Source organism: Desulfosediminicola ganghwensis, assembly GCF_005116675.2.
Classification (GTDB): Bacteria; Desulfobacterota; Desulfobulbia; order Desulfobulbales; family Desulfocapsaceae; genus Desulfopila; species Desulfopila ganghwensis.
Genome location: NZ_CP050699.1, coordinates 5259511 through 5282070, shown reverse-complemented (window position 1 = coordinate 5282070; position 22560 = coordinate 5259511). Strand labels below are relative to the sequence as shown.

General features: G+C 50.2%; 20 protein-coding genes. 15 read left to right on the top strand and 5 right to left on the bottom strand.

Going from position 1 to position 22560, the window contains the following annotated elements:
• Window positions 1-270 precede the first annotated feature (270 nt).
• On the top strand, window positions 271-1824 hold the full coding sequence (locus tag FCL45_RS22780; protein ID WP_136795645.1) for a sensor domain-containing diguanylate cyclase: 1554 nt from the start codon (window positions 271-273) through the stop codon (window positions 1822-1824).
• 12 nt (window positions 1825-1836) lie between these two features.
• Here FCL45_RS22780 and FCL45_RS22775 read toward each other — a convergent pair whose 3' ends face one another.
• The 5 genes from FCL45_RS22775 to FCL45_RS22755 all read right to left on the bottom strand — a co-directional run bounded on the left by FCL45_RS22775 (window position 1837) and on the right by FCL45_RS22755 (window position 7716).
• The gene (locus tag FCL45_RS22775; RefSeq protein WP_136795644.1) at window positions 1837-2088 is read right to left on the bottom strand and encodes a hypothetical protein; all 252 of its coding nucleotides are present in this window, start codon (window positions 2086-2088) and stop codon (window positions 1837-1839) included.
• Window positions 2085-2477, bottom strand: a complete 393-nt coding sequence (locus FCL45_RS22770; RefSeq protein WP_136795643.1) for a HEAT repeat domain-containing protein — start codon at window positions 2475-2477, stop codon at window positions 2085-2087. Before FCL45_RS22770 ends, FCL45_RS22775 begins: the two co-directional genes overlap by 4 nt.
• Window positions 2478-2797: 320 nt before the next feature.
• Window positions 2798-3865, bottom strand: coding sequence for a hypothetical protein (locus FCL45_RS22765; RefSeq protein WP_136795642.1), 1068 nt, complete (start codon window positions 3863-3865; stop codon window positions 2798-2800).
• Window positions 3866-4108: 243 nt separating this feature from the next.
• The gene (locus tag FCL45_RS22760; RefSeq protein WP_136795641.1) at window positions 4109-5920 is read right to left on the bottom strand and encodes an ABC transporter ATP-binding protein; all 1812 of its coding nucleotides are present in this window, start codon (window positions 5918-5920) and stop codon (window positions 4109-4111) included.
• A complete protein-coding gene (locus tag FCL45_RS22755; protein WP_136795640.1) occupies window positions 5917-7716 on the bottom strand; it encodes an ABC transporter ATP-binding protein in 1800 nt (599 codons plus the stop codon). The genes FCL45_RS22760 and FCL45_RS22755 overlap by 4 nt, the downstream gene beginning before the upstream one ends.
• Window positions 7717-7956: 240 nt before the next feature.
• Here FCL45_RS22755 and FCL45_RS22750 point away from each other — a divergent pair, with 240 nt between their 5' ends.
• From FCL45_RS22750 to FCL45_RS22685, 14 genes are all read left to right on the top strand, one after another.
• A complete protein-coding gene (locus FCL45_RS22750) occupies window positions 7957-8634 on the top strand; it encodes an ABC transporter ATP-binding protein (protein WP_136795639.1) in 678 nt (225 codons plus the stop codon).
• On the top strand, window positions 8631-11132 hold the full coding sequence (locus tag FCL45_RS22745; RefSeq protein ID WP_136795638.1) for an ABC transporter permease: 2502 nt from the start codon (window positions 8631-8633) through the stop codon (window positions 11130-11132). Before FCL45_RS22750 ends, FCL45_RS22745 begins: the two co-directional genes overlap by 4 nt.
• Window positions 11125-11868 carry an arylesterase gene (locus FCL45_RS22740; protein WP_217907619.1) on the top strand — a complete coding sequence of 248 codons (744 nt, stop codon included), beginning with the start codon at window positions 11125-11127 and terminating at the stop codon, window positions 11866-11868. The genes FCL45_RS22745 and FCL45_RS22740 overlap by 8 nt, the downstream gene beginning before the upstream one ends.
• Window positions 11869-11892: 24 nt before the next feature.
• Entirely contained in the window at window positions 11893-13305 is a 1413-nt protein-coding gene (locus FCL45_RS22735; RefSeq protein WP_136795637.1) for a sigma-54 interaction domain-containing protein, read from the top strand.
• A gap of 200 nt (window positions 13306-13505) precedes the next feature.
• The gene (locus tag FCL45_RS22730) at window positions 13506-13877 is read left to right on the top strand and encodes a NifB/NifX family molybdenum-iron cluster-binding protein (protein WP_136795636.1); all 372 of its coding nucleotides are present in this window, start codon (window positions 13506-13508) and stop codon (window positions 13875-13877) included.
• Between the two features lie 79 nt (window positions 13878-13956).
• Window positions 13957-14277, top strand: a complete 321-nt coding sequence (locus FCL45_RS22725; RefSeq protein ID WP_176360085.1) for a DUF5320 domain-containing protein — start codon at window positions 13957-13959, stop codon at window positions 14275-14277.
• 3 nt (window positions 14278-14280) lie between these two features.
• On the top strand, window positions 14281-14697 hold the full coding sequence (locus FCL45_RS22720) for a response regulator transcription factor (RefSeq protein ID WP_136795635.1): 417 nt from the start codon (window positions 14281-14283) through the stop codon (window positions 14695-14697).
• Between the two features lie 32 nt (window positions 14698-14729).
• On the top strand, window positions 14730-15569 hold the full coding sequence (locus FCL45_RS22715) for an ATP-binding protein (protein ID WP_136795634.1): 840 nt from the start codon (window positions 14730-14732) through the stop codon (window positions 15567-15569).
• 16 nt (window positions 15570-15585) lie between these two features.
• Window positions 15586-16491: an ATP-binding protein gene (locus FCL45_RS22710; protein ID WP_136795633.1), complete on the top strand. Its 906-nt coding sequence runs from the start codon at window positions 15586-15588 to the stop codon at window positions 16489-16491.
• Window positions 16492-16525: 34 nt separating this feature from the next.
• Complete coding sequence (locus tag FCL45_RS22705; protein ID WP_136795632.1) at window positions 16526-16909, top strand: NifB/NifX family molybdenum-iron cluster-binding protein; 384 nt, start codon at window positions 16526-16528, stop codon at window positions 16907-16909.
• A 74-nt stretch (window positions 16910-16983) separates the two neighbouring features.
• Window positions 16984-17346 (top strand): NifB/NifX family molybdenum-iron cluster-binding protein, encoded by a 363-nt coding sequence (locus FCL45_RS22700; RefSeq protein WP_136795631.1) that lies wholly within the window; start codon window positions 16984-16986, stop codon window positions 17344-17346.
• Window positions 17347-17685: 339 nt separating this feature from the next.
• Window positions 17686-18198, top strand: a complete 513-nt coding sequence (locus tag FCL45_RS22695; RefSeq protein WP_136795630.1) for an iron-sulfur cluster assembly scaffold protein — start codon at window positions 17686-17688, stop codon at window positions 18196-18198.
• Window positions 18199-18595: 397 nt separating this feature from the next.
• Window positions 18596-20587, top strand: a complete 1992-nt coding sequence (locus FCL45_RS22690; protein WP_136795629.1) for a glycoside hydrolase family 15 protein — start codon at window positions 18596-18598, stop codon at window positions 20585-20587.
• A gap of 404 nt (window positions 20588-20991) precedes the next feature.
• Window positions 20992-22521: a pyridoxal phosphate-dependent decarboxylase family protein gene (locus FCL45_RS22685; RefSeq protein ID WP_136795628.1), complete on the top strand. Its 1530-nt coding sequence runs from the start codon at window positions 20992-20994 to the stop codon at window positions 22519-22521.
• The last annotated feature ends 39 nt before the right edge of the window (window positions 22522-22560 follow it).

Genomic DNA, 22560 nt, shown 5'->3' with positions numbered 1-22560 from the left:
AATTGAAACAGCCATGATGGAGGTGCCTGCTTCCATCGGCATTGGCCACTTTTGTTGGTTCTAGAGCGTAGCAGACAAACCGGGGGGAATGAGCAGCGACTGTGTCACAAAATTTAAGTATGTGTTGTAAAGAGCTGTATTGGATAAGATTATTCTCTTGTTTTTGTTGTGGTTGTCGGTTCTGATAGGGATTCGACCTTGATCTGGTTTGGTATCTCGGCAGTATAGTGGTGCAGGAACTTGCAATTAGGATTTCTGGATGTATGTGTTATGATTGCCAGGCAATTCAAGAACACTCTTTTTGATTGGAACTATAATCTGTACGCTCCCTATGTACGATTTATAGTAACGACTACCATTGCCTGTCAGTTATTGCTCTATTTTCTGTTGCAGAGCCAGGGCGTAATTGAAGGGCGATTTGTTGCTCCTCTCATTGTAGTGGCCTCTTATATTCCATTACTGTTTTTCCCTCCAAGAGATTGGCGTGCAGGCCATATAATCTACTTTGAGCTGATACTTGCCGTAAATATTCCGTTGTATTTCAGCTATCTGCTTATTAGCGACACCTCACCCTATTGGGCTGTAACTTTCCTTGCCGGTACTGTGGCCTATGCGTTTTTTTCCTGCTGGCAGATTGCTGTGCTGCTTTATCCGCTGGCAGTCTCGGCAGCTTTTGCTCTTGTCCATTCGCTTCATCCGGGACAAGAAATCGCTTATCATGAACTTCTCTATATACAGTTAGTCGCTTTTTTCGCTTTTACGGTGGTGCAGGTTGTTAAAAATGTGTTGATCTCCTCACATAACACCATGCTTCACCTCAAGGGAAAAGCCGATCAGCAGAATGAGATTTTTTCTGCTCTGTTTGATATTTCCGTTGAAGTGACTCGTGTTGATGATCTGGATGAGCTTTTTCATCTCCTCCTGAAGCGGTTTGAAACGATTTTTCCACGTCGCGGTTTTGGTTTGATGGTGGAAGGGCCAAGGCAGAAAGTCATTGCTCACATGGCGTTCCGCGGCATTTCCGAAAAGGATACGTCGCATTTACTGCAGGAGCATTCGCAATTTCTTGGCTATGAGATTGTGAGCAGGCGCAAGGGCGATGAGACTATTTCTTCAGTTGCCAGCGCAGGCTGGCAGGTATTTGGCGGTGGTATTTATTCGGCTTCCACCCAGGGCTTGGCGGTTTATTGCTTTAAACTCTTTATTAAAGGCACAAAGCTGGATGAAGCCGAGCGACGGACTATGGAGGTTTTTCTGGAGACGATTCGCGGTATTTCACGCTCCCGCATTCAGGCTCGGGAGCTTGAACGGTTGTCCAACACCGACCACCTCACGGGGCTGTTCAACCGGAAGTATTTCGAGCGGATATTTGCTGAATGGTGTGCCAAGGCGCGTCCTGAGACTGCGTTCTCACTGGTCTTTGGTGATATCAACGGCTTGAAACGGGTCAACGATACGTATGGCCATAAGGCCGGTGACCTGCTGATAAGGACGGCAGCGGCCTTGCTGGTGAAAAACGTCAGGAGTTCTGACCTGGTTTTTAGGTTTGGTGGGGATGAGATTATAATTCTCTGTCCTAACGCCTTTCGTGAAGAGGCAGATAAACTAGTGGATCGCATCAATGGTATGCTTGTGAATGCTGTTATTGATTGTGTTGATGAACTGACTGGCGAAAAGAGCCGTGAACAGGTGCGGATCAGTTTCGGTGTTTCCTGCTCTACTGAGCGGGGCGCGGAAGAGATGCTGGACCTGGCAGATTCCCGAATGTTTCAGGCTAAAGAATCCTGGTATGCTGAAAACTGCTTGGAGCGTTATCGCCAGTGACCCTGTTGAGCCTCAGTCCCGCTTCTGGTCGTCTCGACTTTTACCTGACTCTTGTTCATCATGATCCACATTTTCATTTGGATCGTCATCGTAAAGCTGTTTGGCTGCGAGCAGCAAAAAGCCCATGGCGAAAACCGGTGCAAATTGGGGTAACAGATTGCTGAGGTGGTTTTCCGGATCAAGCAGTTGCGGGGTGCCGTACTTCAAACCGAGATATCCGATAATTGCCAATATAACAGAGCCCCACCAGGGAAATCGGGTCATGCTGATTCCTCCAATACCAGATCGACCATCTCCCGAACCTGGGGGCTTGGGTCGTTTTCCATTGCGCGGATCTGAGAAATTGCTTTTTCACCGCCAATAATGCCAAGAACACCGATCGCCTCACCGCGAATGTTAGCAGATTCAGACTGCAGCAAGACAGCCAGGGAGGGAACAGCGCGTTGGGTTTGTTCCGGCTCCAGCCTGGTCAATTCTTCAAAAAGCACAGACACCCCGATGCGAACTGCAAAGCGCTCATCGTCGAGTATCTCGCCGGTCCAGTCATAATACCTGGGGTCGTGGCGATACATGGCGATGATGTTTTCAACGTGGCCTAACTCCAGGAAATCAGCCATCACCTTTTTTAATTCTGCATCATCCACTTCGTTCATAATAGTTCCGTAGTTTAAAATAGTAACTCTGACAGATTTGCAACCAGTAGGCTTTGCCAGCACATAATCTGCTTGCTGACAACGATATTGGCAAGGAATTTATTACTGGGATGGTGAATTACAAGGGCTTAACCGGAAGAGTGGTAAATGACTGTGAGCATTTCAGGTTGCGCTTCTAGGAGCCTGTCGGCCTATTGTGATTTTTACTCAAATCGAGGCATCGAAGGAAAAATAAGCGGAGCCATATGTCTGATATTGCGAGCATTGTTTTTCCTTCGATAACGATGAATTGGTTGAAAAGGGCTTAGTCCGACAGTCTCCTAGAAATGAAAGATGTTTTTGAGCTTGGTGCTGTCAGAGTAGCCGAATTTTGCCTCAAGGGTAAAACGGAGACCAAATTGAGCCTCATAACCGTCCTCTTCGGGGAAATTGACCCACGGTGAGACTTCATACATCAGCCATTCCCGGTGTCCCTGTTGCCTGTAGCGGAGGCGCAGGATAAGGTCTGCCAGTCGATGGGATGGGTCTGTCTCAAAATTGTTCGTCCACTCATAGGCGAGTGCCCTTGTGTCGGTGAGGAACTGAAAGAGACTGAAGCTGATGGAATGATCGAGGCTGTCTTCATCTTCGCGGACGTAGAGAGAAGTGGTGTTTCTGAAAAGAAACTTTTCGAGGAATTCACGCTCAAAATCGAGGGAGTTGTAGTTCTCCCAACCGTCGTCTGTGTAATAACGAAGGCGTTCGATAAATCGCCCCTGCCATCTCTTGAAACTTTTGAAATACCTGAAGCGTGCGCCAACATAGAGATAATCGAACGAGCCACCGGCTGTGGTGGATATATTATATTTATCGGTGGTTTTAACAAAATACTGCAGGGCGGCTGTAAGGTCACTACGAGTGGTATTGGCAGAACTCAGGTCGGAGGAGATATTGCTATCTGACGGGTCATCGCCATCGTCAGCAGCGAAAATGACGAGATTGAGTTTTTCCTCGAGTTTAGGCAGGTGAATACGCCAGCGAACAGAAGGGCTGATATCGAAACCGTCCTCTTCGTGATAACTTGTTTCAAGACGGATTTTAGCGCGTGTCTTGTTTTCTTCTGCAATAAAGCGGGTATCGTCAAAAAAATCGTCAAACCAGGTGGCGGCCGAGAGAAGTACATGACTGGCTTGCTCCTGGGTGTCATCCACCAGTTCATCGATTTCCAGATCAATATCCCCCAGGTCGCCTTCTACATCTTCTAAGCGCTCTGCCTGTTCGTCCCATATCGAATATTCACTATCGGCGAAGGCTATCTCCGTTGCCGGGTAGAGAGGAGGTGAGGTGAAAACAAGGAGTATCAGTCCCTGCATCCACCAGCGCTGTATCGCCTTTGTCGATTTGTTCATAGGGAGTTGGAGAGAATTTTATGAAGCCTTTCGTTTGTTAGAGTATATGCCAGCCGCAGGTGATAATTCAAGCTACTAATTGGCTAAAGCGAGCGAAACTGAAGGCGGTTGTTGTTGCGATTTGAGCCATGGGAAAATAGGTATTTCCGGATACTCGGGGGGATAGGTACAGTGTGGATTCGGCTGTTGCGGCAGTGGTTGATAAAGAAAATTCGGTTAGAAGATGCGGCTTCTTCGTATCACCTATTGGGATGAAAATTCGTCAACACTGTTTTCATGGTCCAGGGCAACCAGTTTTGCGTAATGGCCATCGAGAGCCATGAGCTGGTCATGGTTGCCACGTTCAATAGCACGGCCATTCTCCATGACTACAATCTGGTCCGCCCGGCGGATGGTGGATAGCCGATGGGCGATGATGATCGAGGTACGTTTGGCGAAAACATCATCAAGTGCTTCTTCCAGGATGTTTTCCGATTGGGTGTCTATCGCTGCGGTGGCTTCATCGAGGATCAGGATATGCGGATTTCTGCAGAGAACCCTGGCGAAAGATAGTAACTGCTTTTCTCCGGTCGAGAGTTCCTGACCGCCTTCGCCTATCATGGTGTCAAGTCCCTCAGGGAGACGATCAATAAAGCGCTGCATGCCTGTCTGGACCATGATCTCCTCGACCCTGGGTCTTTCAAGCCCTGTATCCATTACGATATTTGTAAAAAGAGTATCCTGCAGGATAAGTACATCCTGCAGCACGACACCGATAATGTTGCGAAGCCGGTGAAGGCTGAAGTCGGAAATCGGGCGCTGATCAATGGTGATTTCACCTTGTTGAGGGTCATAAAAACGTAGCAGCAGGTTGACCAGGGTGGTTTTGCCCGAGCCGGTGGTGCCGACCAGGGCCACCGTCTGCCCGGGTTGAACATGCAGGGAGACATCGTGCAGTACAGGCTGGTCGGCGCTGTAGCCAAAGGTGATGTTATTAAAGGCAAGGTCACCTTGCAGGTTTTCCATGAGGTCAATCGTACCACTGTCCGCAAGGGTCGGTTTGGTATCAAGAAGCTGGAATATCCGTTCTGCCGATGCCATGGCGGATTGAACAATGGAATATTTCTGACTGAGTTCTCGCAACGGCTGGAAGAAGAGTCGCATATACGAGATAAAGGCAACCAGTTCACCGATGGTCAGTCGCTGACGAATGATTTCACCGCCGCCATACCAGATAATGAGCGCCAGGGCAGCGGAACTCAGGAGCTCGGTGAGTGGCATGAAGGCACCAAACAGTCTGATCTGGGCAAGTGTTCGGTGTAAATATCCTTTACTCAACTCTTCAAAGTTTTCCCTGGTAACCCGTTGCCTGCCAAAGAGCTGGAGGATGGAGATGCCTGCAATGGCTTCAGAGAGAAAGGAGTTGAGTCGGGCAAGCTGGGTCCTGATAGCCCGGAACCGTTCACGGGCGAGCCGGGCAAAAAGGATGGTCATGGCCAACGAGACAGGCACCAGCAGGGAGAGCAATAGGGCTAACCTGGTGTTCATCATGAACAGGATGATTAAAATGCCGATGATCCGCAGCAGGTCGTTGAACATGGTGACCATGACGGAGGTGAACATCTCATGCATGTTCTGGATATCATTGGTCAACCGCGTGACAAGTCTGCCGGTGGGGTTGGCGTTGAAAAAAGGCAGATCGAGTCGCAGCATATGCTTAAACAGATCCTGCCTTACATAATGCATGATCGACTGGCCGATATATTCCAGCAGTACCACCTGTAAAAACGAGAGAAAAAAGACCGAGATCACCAGACCGCCGTAATAAAGTGCAATTTGCGACAGGCCCGAAGCGCGGATTATCGGTTCAAGACTGGTATCTGTTATGAACTGATCTATGGCTTGTTGCATCAGCCAGGGCTGGGCGAGCGTTGCTGCGGTGACACCGATGGAGAGAATGACGGCGCAGCTAAACAGCAGCCAGTGACTGGAACTGTAGCCTGCGATTCGTCGCCAGAGTTTAAAATCACTCATTGAGACGGTGGGGCCGCCCTCGTCGTAGCCGTAATTTCTCATGATGCCGGCTCCCCGTTCAGGTTTTGTCTCGTCTGCTTATCGTACATCGAGCGGTATAAAGCGCTCTGCTGCAGGAGTTGCTCGTGTTCCCCGGCATAGGCGATCCTGCCTTCCTCGAAAATCAGGATCCTGTCGGTCATGGAGAGCAGTTTGATACGGTTGGAGACAATGACCACGGTCTTGCCGGCCAGCCTCTGCTGCAATCCCTGGAACACTTCGTGTTCGGTGGCTACATCAACGGCGGAGAGGCCGTCGTCAATGAGTAACAGGGGCCGGTCGCAGATCAGTGCCCTGGCCAGGGCGAGGCGCTGGCGTTGCCCGCCGGAAAGTTTTACACCACGCTCACCGATCATTGTCTGATACCCATTAGGAAGTTCCATGATGTCGTTGTGTATGGCTGCATGGCGTGCGGCACGTTCGATATCTTCCTGGCTGGCGTCCGGGGATCCCAGGGCAATATTGGCGCTGATACTGTCTGAAAACAGTATCGGCTCCTGGCCGACGTAGGCTATATGGGATCGCAGATAGTCCAGGGGCAGATGATTGACGTCCAGCCCATCGAAAAAAAGTTCTCCGTCATTGACCGGATAGAGCCGGGCCAGAAGTTTGCATAGAGTCGATTTGCCACTGCCGGTTCTGCCGGTAATACCATGGATGCCCGGGCCGAGATCAAGATCGATGCTGTCCAGCGCAGGGTTGGCGCTGCCACTGTATGAAAAGTTGAGTTGGTTCAAACGGTAGGAAGGTCGATCCACCATTGCCAGGCCGGTATCCTCGACCACGGGCAGTGTTGGAGGGTGGGTGACCACAGAACGAATTCTGCCCAGAGAGGTAAGACCTCGCTGCACCAGATTAGTAACCCAGCCTATGGCCATCATTGGCCAGATCAACATATAGAGATAGCTGACAAAAGCAACAAAATCACCAATGGTGATTTCATTCCGGATGACGAGGGTGCCGCCAAACCAGAGGACCAGCAGCATACCGAGGTTGCCCATCAGGGTGGCAATGGGGAATATCAACCCCTGGATAAATGCGACCCGTAGATTGCTCTTTACATATTTCTTTCCAAGAGTGTCGAAGCGGCCGCTCTGAAACTCTTCACTGGTGTAGGCCTTGATCAGTCTGATCGATACCAGGGTGGAGCGTGCAAACTCTGTCAGCAATGAAAACTGTTCCTGCACTGTGTTGAAGCGCAAGTGCAGCTTGGCAGAGAGCATCTTGGTGAAAAAGGCGAGAAAGGGCATGGGTAGCAATGCCAGCAGGGTGAGCTTGACATGAATGTGCAGCATAAAACAGATGGCGGCCACTGACATCACCGAAGCATCTATGGCGGCAACCAAGCCCATGCCGCAGGCCATCTGGATGGCATTCAGGTCGTTACTTGACCTGGCCATCAAATCGCCGGTGGTGTGCTGCTCGAAGAAGGGGGCATCCATCTTCAGAATGTGGCTGAAGAGCCTGTTGCGAATTGATCGTTCAAGCAGACGGGAAAAACCGATAATCAGATAGCGCCAACAGAATCTGAGGCAGGCAACGATGGCGGCAATCAGGAGGATAAACCCTGCCAGATGGAGTAGATCGGTGCTGGTAGTCTGCCCGGCAGCCAGACCATCGACCGCGTACTTGGTGATTCTTGGAATTACAAGTTGCAGAAAATCGACGACGACGAGCGCGAAAAAGCCCCAGGCCAGACGTAACCTATGCACTTTAAAGGAAGGAGTGACCAGTTCAAGTAATTGTCGCCAACGCGTGTTTTGACTGTTGTTGGAATCTTTTGGAGTCGCTCTGGTCACGTTTTTTGCTCTTTGCTGTGTCAATGTCGTTCTTGAATTATCAACTTCAGGTATAACAGACAAAGCTGCGAAACCCAAGCGGAATGAAAGGCGGAAAATAACAGTGAACTCCGGAAATCTTTTACAAATCCCTGCAGATGATTATGGTTTTGCGGAAATGCTTTTGGCGCTGCCCCGGCCGGCTCCCGGCGGCGCTACAGGCAAAACTATAAACCCGCCGGCGCCTTGATGGAAACGTCCATGAGAGAAGTGATTCTGGAAGCGAAGCATTTGTCCAAGCTATATATCATCGGTGACAGGCAGGAATCGGTTGTCGAAGATATTTCGCTGCAGGTTGGAGCTGGTGAATGCGTAGTCATTACCGGCAGCAGTGGGAGCGGTAAGACAACCCTGCTCAGCCTCCTTTCAGGCCTTGACCGGCCCAGCAGCGGGCAGATTGTGCTGGCGGGACGCGACATAACAGATTTAGGAGAGGATCAGCTGGCGCCAGTGCGCAACGAATTGACAGGTTTTGTCTTTCAGGCTTTTCATCTGATACCTTCCTTGAATGCCTATGAAAATGTGATGTTCCCCGCCGAGCTGAAAGGTGATAGTGGTGCCGCAGAAAAGGCGGCGCAGCTGCTTGAGAGAGTCGGCCTCTGGGGCCGCAGGCAGAATTTTCCCCAGCAACTGTCGGGTGGTGAAAAACAGAGGGTTGCCATCTGCCGGGCGCTGATCAATAATCCGAAAATTGTCTTTGCCGATGAACCTACCGGTAACCTTGACTCGGAAAATTCCCAGGCAATTATAGAACTGTTGATGGAGTTGCACCGGGAACATAGCACTACCCTCTTGATGGCAACGCACAGTCCTGAGGTGGCCCTGCGTGCTGATAGAAATATCAGGCTGCACGATGGGCGACTGGTGGTTGCGTCATGATTCATTTCAATTTTTTACTACGCGAATTGGTGCAGTCACGTAACCAGGCGGGAATTTTTACCCTTTGCGTAGCACTTTCAATCGCCACCATGGTGGCCCTCAATAGTTTCAAGCATGATGTGAACCAAACCATCACCGGAGATGCCAGGGCGTTACATGGTGGAGATATTATCCTCCATTCTCACTATGAGTTTTCACCGGGCCTGGTAGAGGCCGTGGCCCGGCAGGAGAGCAGTATTGCGGCCCAGACCCGTAGTTGGGAATTTTATTCGGTGGTGCGCAATCCGGTAACGGAAGCGACCCGTTTCAGCAATATTCTGGTTGTTGAGCCTGGATATCCGCTTTACGGTGAGGTCACACTGCAGTCAGGTAAAGAGCTTTCTGCACAATTGCAGCCGGGAACCACTGTGGTGGCACCGGAGCTCCTGGAGATACTTGGTCTGACTGTGGGGGCCTCCCTGCAGGTGGGGGACGAGTTGCTCAGGATAACCGATGTGGTGGTTCGCGAGTCGAGCAGGCCGATTGACGTGTTTAATTTCGGTCCCAGGGTGTTTGTGGCCGCGGCCGACCTGGAGCAGCTTGATCTGGTTAAACCGGGTAGTCGGGTGGAATATGAGTGGCTGTTGAAGGTAGCTGACCCGGCTCAGATGTCTGCGGTCGAGACTGCTCTTATTGCCGGAGCTGTATCTGGACAGGAACGGGTTGCCACCTATCAGAATGCACGTTCCGGCTTGAAGCGTTTCTTTGACAATCTCCTGTTTTTCCTCTCTTTAATTTCAATTTTTACTCTGTTGCTGGCCGGCGTAGGCATGCAGAGTTCTCTTGCTGCTCTTCTTCGGGAAAAGGAAAAGAGTCTGGCCATCACTCGCGCCCTGGGGGCTACCCAGAAATTTTTATTAAGTCATTACCTGCTGTTGGTGTTGCTTTATGGTTCTGTTGGCAGCGTGCTTGGCATTCTTGCCGGTGTGGCCATAAAACACTCTTTCCCCGCGCTTTTTGCCGGTCTTATCCCGGCGGAAAATATCGGCGGCCTGGGAGTGCGGGAAGTGGTTAACGGCATGCTTCTCGGGTTGGCTGTGGTCTGTTTTTTTACCTTCCTGCCGCTCTATCGTTTGCGCGACGTGAAACCAAATGTGATTTTTCGTAGTGAGTCGGCAGAGTCAAGACGGGGGGCGGTGTTTTATTTTTTTGTCGTGATCGGGCTTGCTCTGCTGGGCGCACTGGTTGTCGTGCAGTTGCAGGATATCAGGATTGGCGTCTATTTCATGGCCGGGATGATAGGCCTTATTGTGCTGGTTGCCCTGCTGGCAAGGCTGCTGCTTCTGATTGTGGCAAAACTGCCGATAAAAGGTCTGAAAGGAAGGCAGGCAGTGCGTTCTCTGCTTCGCCCGGGTAACTCTACCCGTTCAGTGGTGGTGACCCTGGCCTCTGCCATTTCAGTATTATTGGCTATCTTTCTGCTGGAGTACAACCTTCACCGAAATTATGTGGAGTCCTATCCCGAGGAGGCACCAAATCTTTTTCTGGTGGATATTCAGCCTTCGCAAAGGGTCGACTTTGTTGAGTTGGTTGGCGATGACGTGCAACTCTATCCGATTATCCGGGCAAGATTGCGGGCCATAAATGGAGAGCCGGTCAAGCGTGGGGAACGACGCAGCCGGTTCAGCGACAGCTTAAGCCGTGAGTTCAATCTCACCTATCGTGATGCGTTACTGGAAGATGAGGTAGTGGAAAAGGGTGAAGCTTTATACAAGCTGGATGGGAAAGGTAATCCTTACTTGCAGGTCTCCATTCTTGATACGGTTGCTGAGATGGGCAGTATGAGGTTGGGCGATATGCTTGACTTTAATATCCAGGGTGTACCGATAAAAGCAGAGGTGACGAGCATACGCACCAGAACCAAGTCAATGCTGTTTCCGTTTTTCTATTTCGTCTTTCCAGAGCAGTACCTCAAGGAGGCGCCCCAGACACTCTTTGCCGCAATGCACGTGGAGGAGAGTGAGATCACCAGTTTTGAGGGGGAGGTGGTGTCGCGATTCCCTAATGTCTCTATTATCAACATGGCCAGAACTGCAGAAGAGTTGGGGGAGGTGATGGGGAAGTTGTCGGGGATAGTGAATTTCTTTGCTTTCTTTTCTATCTTTGCCGGAGCCTTGATTATTATCAGTTCAGTGCTTGCTACGCGCCTGGCGCGGACCCGGGAAGCTGTGTATTACAAGATCCTGGGTGGGGGATCAAAATTTGTTATCTCAGTTTTTTTCTATGAAAATTTACTGTTGGGTTTTTTGAGTGCCTGCCTTGGCGTTGCTTTGGCCCAGGCGGGGGGTTGGGCTCTATGTCATTATCTTTTTGATATCGGGTATGAGCCAAACTGGCCTGTGTCCCTGGCTTTGGTTGGTGTTACCCTGATGATGGTGGTCGGAGTGGGAATGTTCAGCTCGATCTCCATCATCCGTCAGAAGCCTGGAATTTTTTTACGGGAGCAATCCGTTGAGTGATACAATCATTTTTTTAAGAAAATATGTGCCGGTACTGGCCAGCAGTTTGCTGGTTGCATTCCTGCTCGTGGGTTGTGAGCGGGAAGCGGAAGAAGTTGAACAGGTCGAAGAAGAAACGTATATCGGCACGATCGTTGCGGTGGGTGACAGTCTCACCGCAGGATACGGTCTTGATGAGGGTGACGCGTATCCTGCTCAACTCCAGCAAAAGCTGCTGGAGGATGGTAGAAAATATGAGGTGATTAATGCCGGAGTGAGCGGGGAGACCACCAGTGGAACTCTTTCCCGCCTGAATTGGATTCTTACCCAGCAGCCGGATATCGTAATCCTTGAAACAGGTGCAAACGACGGGCTTCGCGGCCTTGAATTATCGGTACCACGTGAAAATATTTCAAAAATACTCAAGAAACTGGAGGACCAAGGTGTTGTTACCGTACTTACGGGAATGAACATGGTCTGGAATCTCGGGCCGCAGTATACCTCTGAATTCAACGCCATCTATCCGGCCCTGGCGAAAGATTATGACGTGGTTTTCATGCCGTTTTTTCTGCAGGGAGTTGCGGCGGTAGCGGAACTGAATGAGCAAGATGGAATCCATCCAAATGCAAAAGGATACGCGGTGGTAGTGGAAAATCTTTATCCGTATGTTATTGAAGCAATACAGGTGTTGGAAAAAAGGCGGCAGGAGACACAACCAGGGGAACCGGAGCAGGCCGAGGTCGTCTCCCCCGAGTAATGGCAGCTATAGGCACAATGAACTATGACGGTTGATAATAATTTCAGTGATTCAGCGCAGAAGGTGATTCTGGAGAGTATCTCTGACGGAGTGTTTACTGTGGATCACAACTGGCGGATTATGTCCTTTAACCGGGCGGCTGAAGAGATCACCGGTATCTCCCGGCAGGAGGCCATAGGCCGCTATTGCTGGGAAGTGTTCAGGGCCAATATGTGCGAGAGCAACTGTGCCCTGAAGCGCACCATGCAGGAAGGGAAGTCGTTTATCAGCTCATCAACCTACATCATTAATGGCCGGGAAGAACGTGTACCCATAACGGTTTCGACAGCCCAGTTGGTTAATGCGGAGGGAGAAATCCTGGGTGGCGTGGAGACCTTTCGGGACCATAGCCTGGTTGAGGAATTGCGCCGTGAGCTGAGCGGTCAATATCAGATGGGTGATATGGTCAGTCGCTCCCAGGCGATGAACAAAATTTTTACTATTTTGCCCCAGTTGGCTGAAAGTGACAGCACTGTTCTCATCCAGGGGGAGACCGGTACAGGCAAGGAGCTGCTGGCCCGGGCTATTCATTCGCTTTCAAAGAGAAAAGAGAACTCCTTTATTGCAATAAATTGCGGAGCGCTTCCGGATAACCTGCTTGAATCTGAGTTGTTTGGCTACAAAGCCGGTGCTTTCACCGGGGCGGAGAAAGACAAGCCCGGGCTTTTTGCCGCAGCAGAGTCAGGTACCATTCTTCTTGATGAAATAGGCGATACCAGCGCCGCGTTTCAGGTACGCCTGTTACGGGTACTTGAAGAACGTGAATTCCAGCCACTTGGCGGGGTGGAAACAGTGCCGACATCAGTGCGTGTTATTGCCGCCACAAACCGGGATCTGGAGGATATGATCGACACCGGAGACTTCAGACGGGATCTCTACTATCGTATTAACATTCTTCGCCTTCGGTTGCCGCCCTTGCGGGAAAGGCTTGAAGACGTCCCACTGCTCATAGAACGTTTTATTGAACGAATGAAGTTGCGTAGTGGTCTTGAGATACGAGGTGTGACGCCGGAGGCGATGACCCTGCTCTTGAACCATGATTATCCAGGTAATATCAGGGAACTGGAAAATATTATTGAACACTGTTTTGTGCTCTGTCGTAGTGGTGAAATCAGCCCGGATCATCTGCCGCCGTACTTGCGAAAGCCAGCTGAGCATGTCAAAAAACAGAGTTGTCAACAGCCCGGACTCCGGAAAGCCTCTTTGAGTGAAACTGTGAACAGCACCGAGGAGGAGGCCATTCTGGCTGCGCTTGAGCGCAATTCTATGAATAGAACCAAGGCTGCCGCTGAACTTGGCATGCACAAATCCACCCTCTATCGCAAGATACGTAAGTTGAATCTTGCCCTTCCTGAACAAGATGGCCGAACAGGTCACTCTCTCGTATCGTCGCAATAGTGCGACTGTCTGCTTGAATATGCGACGGTGTTCTGTTGCATTTATGCGTCTGTAGACTGATTCTACCAGAAAAAATTTGCTACTCTCATCTCTGGATTAATTCACTGGAAACAATGTCTTACGTTGTTTTTGTGTGCATATGTCAGATTATGGAATGGTCTTTGCTACATACAGAGTGAAGACCAAGAGGAGGGATTGAGATGAAAGTTGCCGTAACCGTTTGGGGAAAACGCATATCACCTGTATTTGATGCAGCGAGCACTTTGCTGATCGTGGAGGTGGATAATGGCGTTCAGCGGGGCGGGACTTTTTTGAAGTGTATTTGTGAAAACACTGCGGGAGTCATCAGAACTTTGCGGGCTGCAGATATAGAGGTGCTCATAACCGGAGCAATTTGCCGTGAAGCGGCTGATAGCCTGGAGGCTGCAGGGGTCAGGCTGATCCCTTTTGTTGCCGGCAGAGTGGATCATGTTCTTGCAGATTTTCTGGAAGGTAAATCATTAACCGGTTGCAGGATGCCGGGGTGGTGTGGAGGGCGCAATGGTCGCAGCAGGAAATGCCGGGGCCGGTGATTTGAGTCCTAAAGTAAATCGCAGGTCAGGCCAGGTTTGAGATCATTGAGATCAGTGAACTGGAACAGGAGGTAGCGAAATGCCGGGATTTGATAAATCAGGACCACAGGGAATGGGGCCAGCGACTGGCGGTGGCCGTGGAAAGTGTCGAAGAGACGTTGATGGGCAAGCCGTGGAGACCGGTAGGATGTCGGGCCGGGGTGGCAGAAGCGGTGGAGCAGGCAGGCAAGGTAGAGGCCGGGGAATGTGGTGCGCGATGGGAGAAATGGCGAATGCCTTTATGGGACGTGGCGCCGGGAGAGGCTTTGGCAGGCGATTTATGGTGAATCAACCTCCTGAGCAAGCAGAGAGAGATATTGCCGGGGAGCCAGAGCAAAATTATCAGAAGGGTAAGGAGTAAGGGATGGGCAAGAGATATACCTCCATTCACGACAATGATCCACTCAGGGTCGTGCTGGCGAGCAGGCTGAGTGACCGGATGGCTGATTTTAAAAGAGGACTTGCCGCACATGCGGAGGTGGAGATTTTTCAGGCTGACTCCGGAGAGGAAGCATTGCAGTTTCTGGCCGATCAGCGCATTGACCTGATTGCTATTGATCAGGTTGTGACAGATATGGGTGGTCTGGAAGTTGCTAAAACAGTTGCTCAGTTCCACCCCTTTGTCTCAAGCGTGCTGGTAAGCGATGCCTCTGAAGCAGACTTCCATGAGCAGACGGAGGGGTTGGGAGTCTTGATGCGTCTGCCTGAGGCACCCGATGAGAGTGCTGCACTGAAGGTGCTGCAGCATATGGAAAAGGCTTTTGCGGCCAAAGTTTGTTGAAGTCGGAATTGGTCTACCATCGAGGGAGAGAAATGATAATCAGCGTAGCCAGCGGAAAAGGTGGGACAGGCAAGACCACCTTCGCGACGAATCTCGCCACTGCACTAGGCTCTTCGGCCCAGTTACTTGATTGCGACGTCGAGGAGCCAAATGCTCATCTGTTTTTAAATCCGAAGATTGACGAATCGGAGACGATCTACACTTTTGTGCCTGAAATTGACGGTGAACGTTGTTCAGGTTGCCGGAAATGTGCAGATATCTGCAGGTATTCAGCGATCACAGTAGTTGGCGGCAAGGTCCTGGTATTTCCTGCACTCTGTCATGCCTGTGGCGGTTGCCTGGAAGTATGTGAAGACGGTGCGATCATGGAGGGGAAAAGGGAGATTGGTGTTCTTGAAGCAGGCCAAAGTAAAGAAACGGGATTTATTCATGGCCGTCTGCGAATAGGTGAGGCCATGGCACCGCCGTTGATCAGGGCAGTAAGGCTGAAAGCAGATGAGAGCATAGACAACATTATAGATGCTCCCCCGGGGACCTCCTGTCCGGTTATTGCCTCAATGCGCGGAGTTGATTTTGTGGTTCTGGTGACTGAGCCGACACCATTTGGTTTGCATGATCTGAAGCTTGCTGTGGAGGGGGTGAAAGTGCTTGGGATTCAGTGTGGGCTTGTTATCAACCGTGCCGATTTGGGCGACGACAAGGTGCAGGAATATGCCCGGCGTGAAGGATTACCGATACTGCTCGAGATTCCTTTTGACCGGAAGATTGCCGAAGCATATTCACGGGGTCAGATGCTGGTGGATATGGACGGTGGGTGGAAGGATGTATTCATCGGTGTCCGCGACAGGATAGAGATACTTGCCGCATGCTGAGTGCAAGGGGAAAACAATGAGAGAAATCGTGGTAATCAGCGGCAAGGGCGGTACGGGCAAGACGAGTTTGACCGCAGCATTTGCCATGCTGGCTGAGAAAAATGTTGTTTGTGACGCAGACGTGGATGCGGCCGACCTGCATCTGCTTTTAACACCTCAAATCAACCAAAAATCGGATTTCATGGGAGGAGGCTGCGCCGAGATAGATCCGGCACGCTGCAGTGAATGTGGCAGATGTCTGGAACTCTGTAAATTTGACGCGATCTCAGAAGATTTTGCGGTTGATCCGATTGGTTGCGAAGGATGCGGAGTTTGTGTGGATCTTTGTCCTGAGCAGGCCATTGACTTCCCTATCCAGAAATGCGGGGAGTGGTTTGTTTCCTCAACCCGCGCTGGTGCAATGGTACACGCCCAACTAGGCATAGGAGAAGAGAATTCAGGAAAGCTGGTAAGCCTGGTCCGGAAAGAGGCGAGGGAACTCGCCCTCCGCAAAAGGATTGAGCTGATTATTACCGACGGCCCGCCAGGGATCGGTTGTCCGGTCATAGCCTCCCTCAGTGGGGCGACACTGCTGGTGGTGGTGGTTGAGCCGACCATGTCTGGTTTGCACGATATGAACAGGGTGATAGATCTAGCCGCGCATTTCAGGGTGCCGGGGATGGTGCTGATCAATAAACATGATCTGAATAGCGAAGTTGCATCAATCATAGAGGAACGTGCAACTGAACGCAATATGGCAGTGCTTGGTCGGATACCATTCGATCCGGACTTTGTTCATGCCATGGTCGCAGGCCAGAATGTCGTCGAATACGCCCCGGAAGGCGAGACAGCCGAACTTGTCCGGGAGGCATGGGAAAAGATTATTGGGTCCCCCGCCATGAATGTGGCTGGTATCAGGGATTTTGCTGCGGTGGTCAAATAACGACCGAAATCATTATGACAGGAGAATGTAACACATGTCACGAGTAAGAATTGCAATACCGTCAGAGGGTGAAGGTGGTCTGGATGGAGTGAGGGCCGGACATTTTGGGCATTGTGATGTTTTTACCTTTGTCGATCTGGTGAATGGTGAGATTGATTCGGTCTCAACCGTTGAGAATGTGTCCCATGTTCAGGGCGGATGTATGGTACCTGTGAATTTGCTGGCAAGTCATAACGTTGATGTCCTTATCGTCGGTGGCATCGGGATGCGTCCACTGATGGGGTTTCGCCAGGTTGGTATCGATGTCTATCACGAAGGGGAAACCCGCGAGATCCGTCCTGTGGTAAACGATATGATCGCGGGAAATATCCCAATGATTCAGGAAAATCAGGTGTGTGGCGGCGGTGGCGGCCAGTAAGTACTTCATGGGGCGGCAAACGCCCCATGCAACCAGATCGGAGAGCTGGAATAGAAAATATTGAGGACAAGACAATGAAGATTGCTGTTACGGCGCAGGGGCCGGGATTGGAAGATCTCGTTGATCCAAGGTTTGGCAGGGCAGCGTATATCCTTATCATCGACCAGCAGACCCGGGAAGTGGTTGAAGCTGTCGATAATATGAAAAATATACAAGCATTTAAGGGTGCCGGCATACAGGCGGCGACCATGGTGAGTGATAAGGGAGCGAAGGTGCTGCTCACAGGCTATTGCGGGCCCAATGCTTTCACAACCCTCAAGGCGGCAGGTGTTCAGGTCGTCAATGATGTAACAGGAACAGTTGCGGAGGCGTTGGCAACATTTGCACGTGGTGATGTGCAGTACAGTGAACAGCCGAACACGGATGGACATTGGTAGTCATTTTCAGATTGTGCTGCGAGTTGGTTGTAATAGAGAGGAACGGGCAGGCAATTTGTAACGGATTGAGATGAAATGAGGTGAAATGTACAGGCGTTGTGCATGAAGTAAGGGAAAAGTGAGTATCGTCCGTTATTCTGCTTTCGCTATAATTGTTCATGAAGAAAATATATGGAATACATGAATGTTTTTCATGATCAATATTGGCAAAAAGGTGTAGTGGTTGCAGGATGTCTATGAAATTGTGATGGTTATCCCGGAAAAATAATTTCACTTCTATCTTGGATTACGGAATGTTTTTGCGATATACTGCCGTGAAACCAGATTGAAGGGGGCCTAATGGACGACGTACAATTGCTGCTGGAACGCATACAAAAAAATGTTGTGGCCGAAGCGGAACAGAAGTTTGCTGATGAAACTTTTCAGCATTTGCGTTTTTCTCTGCGCAAAGGACGGATGCGAGGCGCCGATGCTGCCGCTTGTGTAACCAAGAGTAGTGGTGAGGCGATGGAGATATATCTGAAGTTTGATAGGAACAGGGTGCAATCTGCTTCGTATCTCACCGATGGAGATAGTACAGCTTCGATGTGCGGATCATGTGTTACTGAGATGGCGATTGGCAAAACTGTTCGCGAGATGATGAATCTCAGGGTCTCTGATGTTATTAAACGAATAGCTAGAAATGGCTCCGGGGTAGAGCAGAGTGCTCTGCTTGCCATTGAGGGTCTGCACAAGGCTCTGGAGAATTATCGTTACATAAAGGGAGATAAACCGCCTGTACCGATAAAAAAGAGTAAACCACAGTTCATCGCTGTAGGTCGCAGTACAACTCACTCACAGTATCCCCATTAGCAGTACAGAAGAGAACCAAGCACACAGGTCAGGTCAGGCCTGTTCGTAACCCCGTATCGGTCAAATAGACTTGATACGGGGTTTTTTTTCTGCATTCGTACCCCCTTCCTGCTTGCCAATTATATTCCCATCCAGTCCCAGGGGATCATAGGAACAGTATATTTTGTTATTCCCCTTGAATTTTCCCTGTCCAGTTGGTGTAACAGAATAAGTGGGATAAAAGTTCTGCAGATAATGGTCTCTGAGTTCTTTGAACGAAGCCATCTCTTTTCAATACCTTGAATAGCATGGGTTAGCGAGCATTGCGGGACTCCCGAAGATTGCAGAATCCGTTGGATAGACGTGTCATTCCACATTGTCCGGGCCTGATTGCTAAGCCTTGCAGAGAGGTGTCGATATGCCAAGAAATATTCCTGTTGGAAATGGCTCTTTGTTAGTGAATTTTGACGAAAGTTACCAGTTGAGGGATATCTACTGGCCCCATGTGGGGCAGCAGAATCACACAACTGGGGGGATCTGTCGTTTTGGTGTGTGGGTGAATGACCGATTCAAGTGGCTTGGAGATGATGGCTGGAGGCGCAAACTTACCTACCAGGAAGACACACTGGTAACAGAGGTGACGCTTGAGCATTCAGAATTACCCGTGGTTCTGCGCTGCCGGGACTGTGTTGATTTCCATCGTGATGTGTACCTTCGAATAGTTGAAGTTGAAAACCGGAGTGATACCGAACAGGAGGTGCGCCTGTTCTGGTGTATGGATCTTTCCATTAATGGGCATAGCGTCGGTGATTCAGCCTATTTTGAGCCTGAGCGACGCTGCCTTTTCCATTATAAGGAAAAGAGCTGGTTCAGCGTGCATGTGGCGAGGATGGTAGATGATGAACTGGCGTGCGGAGCTGACCAGTGGGCGGTTGGTGTCAAGAATACCAGGGGTAAGGAAGGGACCTGGCGGGATGCTGAGGACGGCGAACTTTCCGGGCATGGCGTAGCGCAGGGGTCGGTGGACTCCACCATCGGGCTGCATTTAAAGATTGCACCGGGCCAGCGTGAAACAGGGATGCACTGGTTTACGGTGGGGGTGAATTTTCAGGAAGTGTGTGAACTGAGCGATATGGTCTGTTCAAAAAGGCCGGAATTGTTAATGGAGAGAACGAAGTATTACTGGAAGTTGTGGGCGAATAAGGAGGCCCATCATTTTGCCTGTATTTCGGAGAAGCTTTGTAGACTGTATCGGCGCAGTTTATTGATATTACGCACCCAGATAGATAACCGGGGAGCGATCCTGGCGGCAAATGACTTTGATATCGCTGCTTTCAACCGGGACACCTATTCGTATATGTGGCCAAGAGATGGAGCGCTGGTTGCAGCAGGTCTCATTGACAGTGGCTATTCGGAGGTCAGCAGACGCTTTTTCGATTTTTGCCACCGGGTGATTACCAATGAGGGGTTCATGCTGCACAAGTACAACCCGGATGGCTCCCTCGCCTCAAGCTGGCATGGCTGGTTGGTTGACGGCGAGCAGGAGCTGCCTGTGCAGGAAGATGAGACAGCGCTGGTGATCTGGGCATTATGGAAACATTTCAAGAAGTTTAGAGATATTGAATTTGTGAAAAAACACTATCGTGGCCTGGTGATCAGGGCAGCTAACTGGCTGATGGAATACCGCTGTCCTGATACCTTGCTGCCCCTCGCCTCGTGGGATTTATGGGAGGAGCGTCATGGTGTACATGGCTGGACTGTGGGGGCAGTCTGGGGTGGGCTGCAGGGTGCGGCCAACTTTGCTGAAGCCTTCGGCGAAACGGTATTGGCCGCGAGGTATCGCGAGGTGGCGGCAAGGATGAAAAAAGCTGTGGTTAAGCATCTCTGGCTGGATGATGAAAAGCGTTTCTGTCGAAGCTGTGACAAGGGGACAGGACGCAAATATAGAAAAGATCGGGTGATGGACTCGTCTATCATAGGCTTATGGTATTTTGGTATGTTTGACCCGGATGATGCAAAAATTGTTGCAACTATGGAAGCCCTTAAAGACAAGCTCTGGGTCAAAACCAGTGTTGGCGGCATGGCCCGCTATGAAAGCGACTATTACCACCAGGTGAGCAGTGACTTGGCCAATGTACCGGGTAATCCCTGGTTTATATGTACTCTGTGGCTTGCCCAGTGGCAGATCGCCACGGCAAAAATTTCAGCCGATCTTGACCAGTCGCTGACATTGATTGAGTGGTGTGCGGATCGGGCACTTGAGAGTGGGGTGATGGCTGAACAGGTCGACCCCTACACGAATGTGCCGATTTCCGTCAGCCCGCTGACCTGGAGTCATGCGACCTTAGTGATGACCATTAATGAATTTCTGAAAAAAGAGACCGAACTCGCTTCGCGATCGAACAGGTAAGAAAACCCAGTGAAATAGATCATCAAGATTTTCTTGCTAATGTACAGAAACTTCACTTTAAATAAGACTTTTGGTGGAAGAAGAAAAACGGAACTGCCAGAGGAGAACAACATCGGTTGGTGAACGCGTAAAAAATGTATAGTATAGGGATGGTAACTTATAAACTAAAGGCTTTGATGGGGTGAGCAGGGCTGTCCCCGCAAAACAACAATATCCAGGCTTTGGGGTCGAATTGCATTACTGGCACAACGCTTGGCTGGTTGTCTGAACTGTTCTTCCGTAACAGTTGAAAATAATAACGAAAATGAAATAATCCTTGTCAAAGTAGTGACATTCCATTATTCCTCCCATTGTTCCCATGGGAAACATCTGGAAATTTTCACAGCTCTCCACAGGTAGATTTAATGAATGAAAACGAAGTGCTCCAGCGGATTTTTGCCGTTTTAGAGCAATATTTTGCCACCAGAAATGAAGGTGTATTTGTCAAATACACTTCTCCTGCCGATCTGCAAAAACTTCTTGCCCTCGATGAACCGGGCAGTGAAGGCGATTGGGACAGGACTTTCAAATGGATTGAGCAATATCTCGAGTACGGCGTCAAAACTTCACACCCCTCTTTTATGAATCGGATGTGGGCGGGTGCCAATATGCCTTCCATGTTGGCGGAAATGGTTACCGCACTGTCGAACACCTCCGCCTGCACGTATGAGTCGGCACCGGTTTCAACTCTCTTCGAGCGACATATGATTCAGGAGATGCTCGATCTGGTCGGCTTTGTTGATGGTGAAGGGCAAATGACCACCGGTTCGAGCAATGCCAACATGATCGCCATGATGTGTGCGAGGAATACAGCCGCGCAGCAGGTGAAGCAGCAGGGCCTGTTTGGCCAGCGGGAGCTTTTTGGTTTTGTCAACGGCGAAGCACATTATTCAATGGATAAGGCTTCCAATATTCTTGGCATTGGCTCTGATCATCTTATCAAAGTTGAGGTGAACGAGCGTGGCGAGATGATAGCAGAAAAGCTGGAAGCTGAGATAGAAAAAGTCGTTCGCGGAGGTGGAGTGCCGTTTTTTGTTGCAGCCACCGCTGGTACAACCGTTCGTGGTGCTTACGACCCAATTGAGCCGATACTCGCACTGCGTGACAAATATAAATTCTGGCTGCATGTGGATGGAGCCTGGGGCGGGGCAGCGGTAATGAGTGACAGGTTGCGCGGGAAATATCTGCCGCGACTTGCAGAAGCGAACTCTTTTACTTGTGATTTTCATAAAATGCTCGGTTCATCGCTGATGTGTAATATCCTGCTTATAAATCGCAGTGAGCATATTTTTGGCAAAGTGCTTGCCGCAGGTGACGGCAGTTATCTGTTCCGTGATACTGATGATACTGAAGTTGATGACCTTGGTAATGTTTCGCTACAGTGTGGACGTAGGGTCGATAGCCTGAAATGGTTCCTGGACTGGAAATATTACGGGAAGTCGGGATTTGCAGAGCGCATAGAAAAGTATCTTGAGCTTTGTGAATATGCGGAACAACGGGTTCAGGCGATACCTGAATTGGAACTGGTGTCGGAGAGAACTTCGTTCAACATCTGCTTTCGGTTTAAAGCTCCTGAAAACTGCAGCAGGGAGCAGGTAAACAGGCTGACCGAGGAAATTCGCACCAGAATCTATAAAAAAGGTGCCGCTCTGGTGGGCCTTGCATATATTAAAGAACATCTGGCCATGAGGTTGCTTGTCACCAACACCAACATAGGCATCGCCGAAATCGATTCCTTTCTGGCGGAGGTGGTCGCAACCGGTAAAGATGTGCTGGCTTTCGAGCGCGGCCGAACAAATGTTGTACGTGCCTTTCCTGCCGGGCATGTGGCGGAACGGGGTGATACTACCAGCCAGGCACAGAGCGAATACCGCAAGGTAGGTTCAGGAAATTGATTTGATCCACTACGATGATGGCCGGATCTTTTGCAAAAA

Excerpts from the sequence above, each read along its gene's own strand:
- FCL45_RS22685 (WP_136795628.1), top strand. The coding sequence starts at position 20,992 with ATGAATGAAAACGAAGTGCTCCAGCGGATTTTTGCCGTTTTAGAGCAA.
- FCL45_RS22705 (WP_136795632.1), top strand. The coding sequence starts at position 16,526 with ATGTCACGAGTAAGAATTGCAATACCGTCAGAGGGTGAAGGTGGTCTG.
- FCL45_RS22775 (WP_136795644.1), bottom strand. The coding sequence starts at position 2,088 with ATGACCCGATTTCCCTGGTGGGGCTCTGTTATATTGGCAATTATCGGA.
- FCL45_RS22745 (WP_136795638.1), top strand. The coding sequence starts at position 8,631 with ATGATTCATTTCAATTTTTTACTACGCGAATTGGTGCAGTCACGTAAC.
- FCL45_RS22735 (WP_136795637.1), top strand. The coding sequence starts at position 11,893 with ATGACGGTTGATAATAATTTCAGTGATTCAGCGCAGAAGGTGATTCTG.
- FCL45_RS22730 (WP_136795636.1), top strand. The coding sequence starts at position 13,506 with ATGAAAGTTGCCGTAACCGTTTGGGGAAAACGCATATCACCTGTATTT.
- FCL45_RS22750 (WP_136795639.1), top strand. The coding sequence starts at position 7,957 with ATGAGAGAAGTGATTCTGGAAGCGAAGCATTTGTCCAAGCTATATATC.
- FCL45_RS22725 (WP_176360085.1), top strand. The coding sequence starts at position 13,957 with ATGCCGGGATTTGATAAATCAGGACCACAGGGAATGGGGCCAGCGACT.
- FCL45_RS22760 (WP_136795641.1), bottom strand. The coding sequence starts at position 5,920 with ATGAGAAATTACGGCTACGACGAGGGCGGCCCCACCGTCTCAATGAGT.
- FCL45_RS22765 (WP_136795642.1), bottom strand. The coding sequence starts at position 3,865 with ATGAACAAATCGACAAAGGCGATACAGCGCTGGTGGATGCAGGGACTG.
- FCL45_RS22720 (WP_136795635.1), top strand. The coding sequence starts at position 14,281 with ATGGGCAAGAGATATACCTCCATTCACGACAATGATCCACTCAGGGTC.
- FCL45_RS22700 (WP_136795631.1), top strand. The coding sequence starts at position 16,984 with ATGAAGATTGCTGTTACGGCGCAGGGGCCGGGATTGGAAGATCTCGTT.
- FCL45_RS22695 (WP_136795630.1), top strand. The coding sequence starts at position 17,686 with ATGGACGACGTACAATTGCTGCTGGAACGCATACAAAAAAATGTTGTG.
- FCL45_RS22770 (WP_136795643.1), bottom strand. The coding sequence starts at position 2,477 with ATGAACGAAGTGGATGATGCAGAATTAAAAAAGGTGATGGCTGATTTC.
- FCL45_RS22780 (WP_136795645.1), top strand. The coding sequence starts at position 271 with ATGATTGCCAGGCAATTCAAGAACACTCTTTTTGATTGGAACTATAAT.
- FCL45_RS22715 (WP_136795634.1), top strand. The coding sequence starts at position 14,730 with ATGATAATCAGCGTAGCCAGCGGAAAAGGTGGGACAGGCAAGACCACC.
- FCL45_RS22710 (WP_136795633.1), top strand. The coding sequence starts at position 15,586 with ATGAGAGAAATCGTGGTAATCAGCGGCAAGGGCGGTACGGGCAAGACG.
- FCL45_RS22690 (WP_136795629.1), top strand. The coding sequence starts at position 18,596 with ATGCCAAGAAATATTCCTGTTGGAAATGGCTCTTTGTTAGTGAATTTT.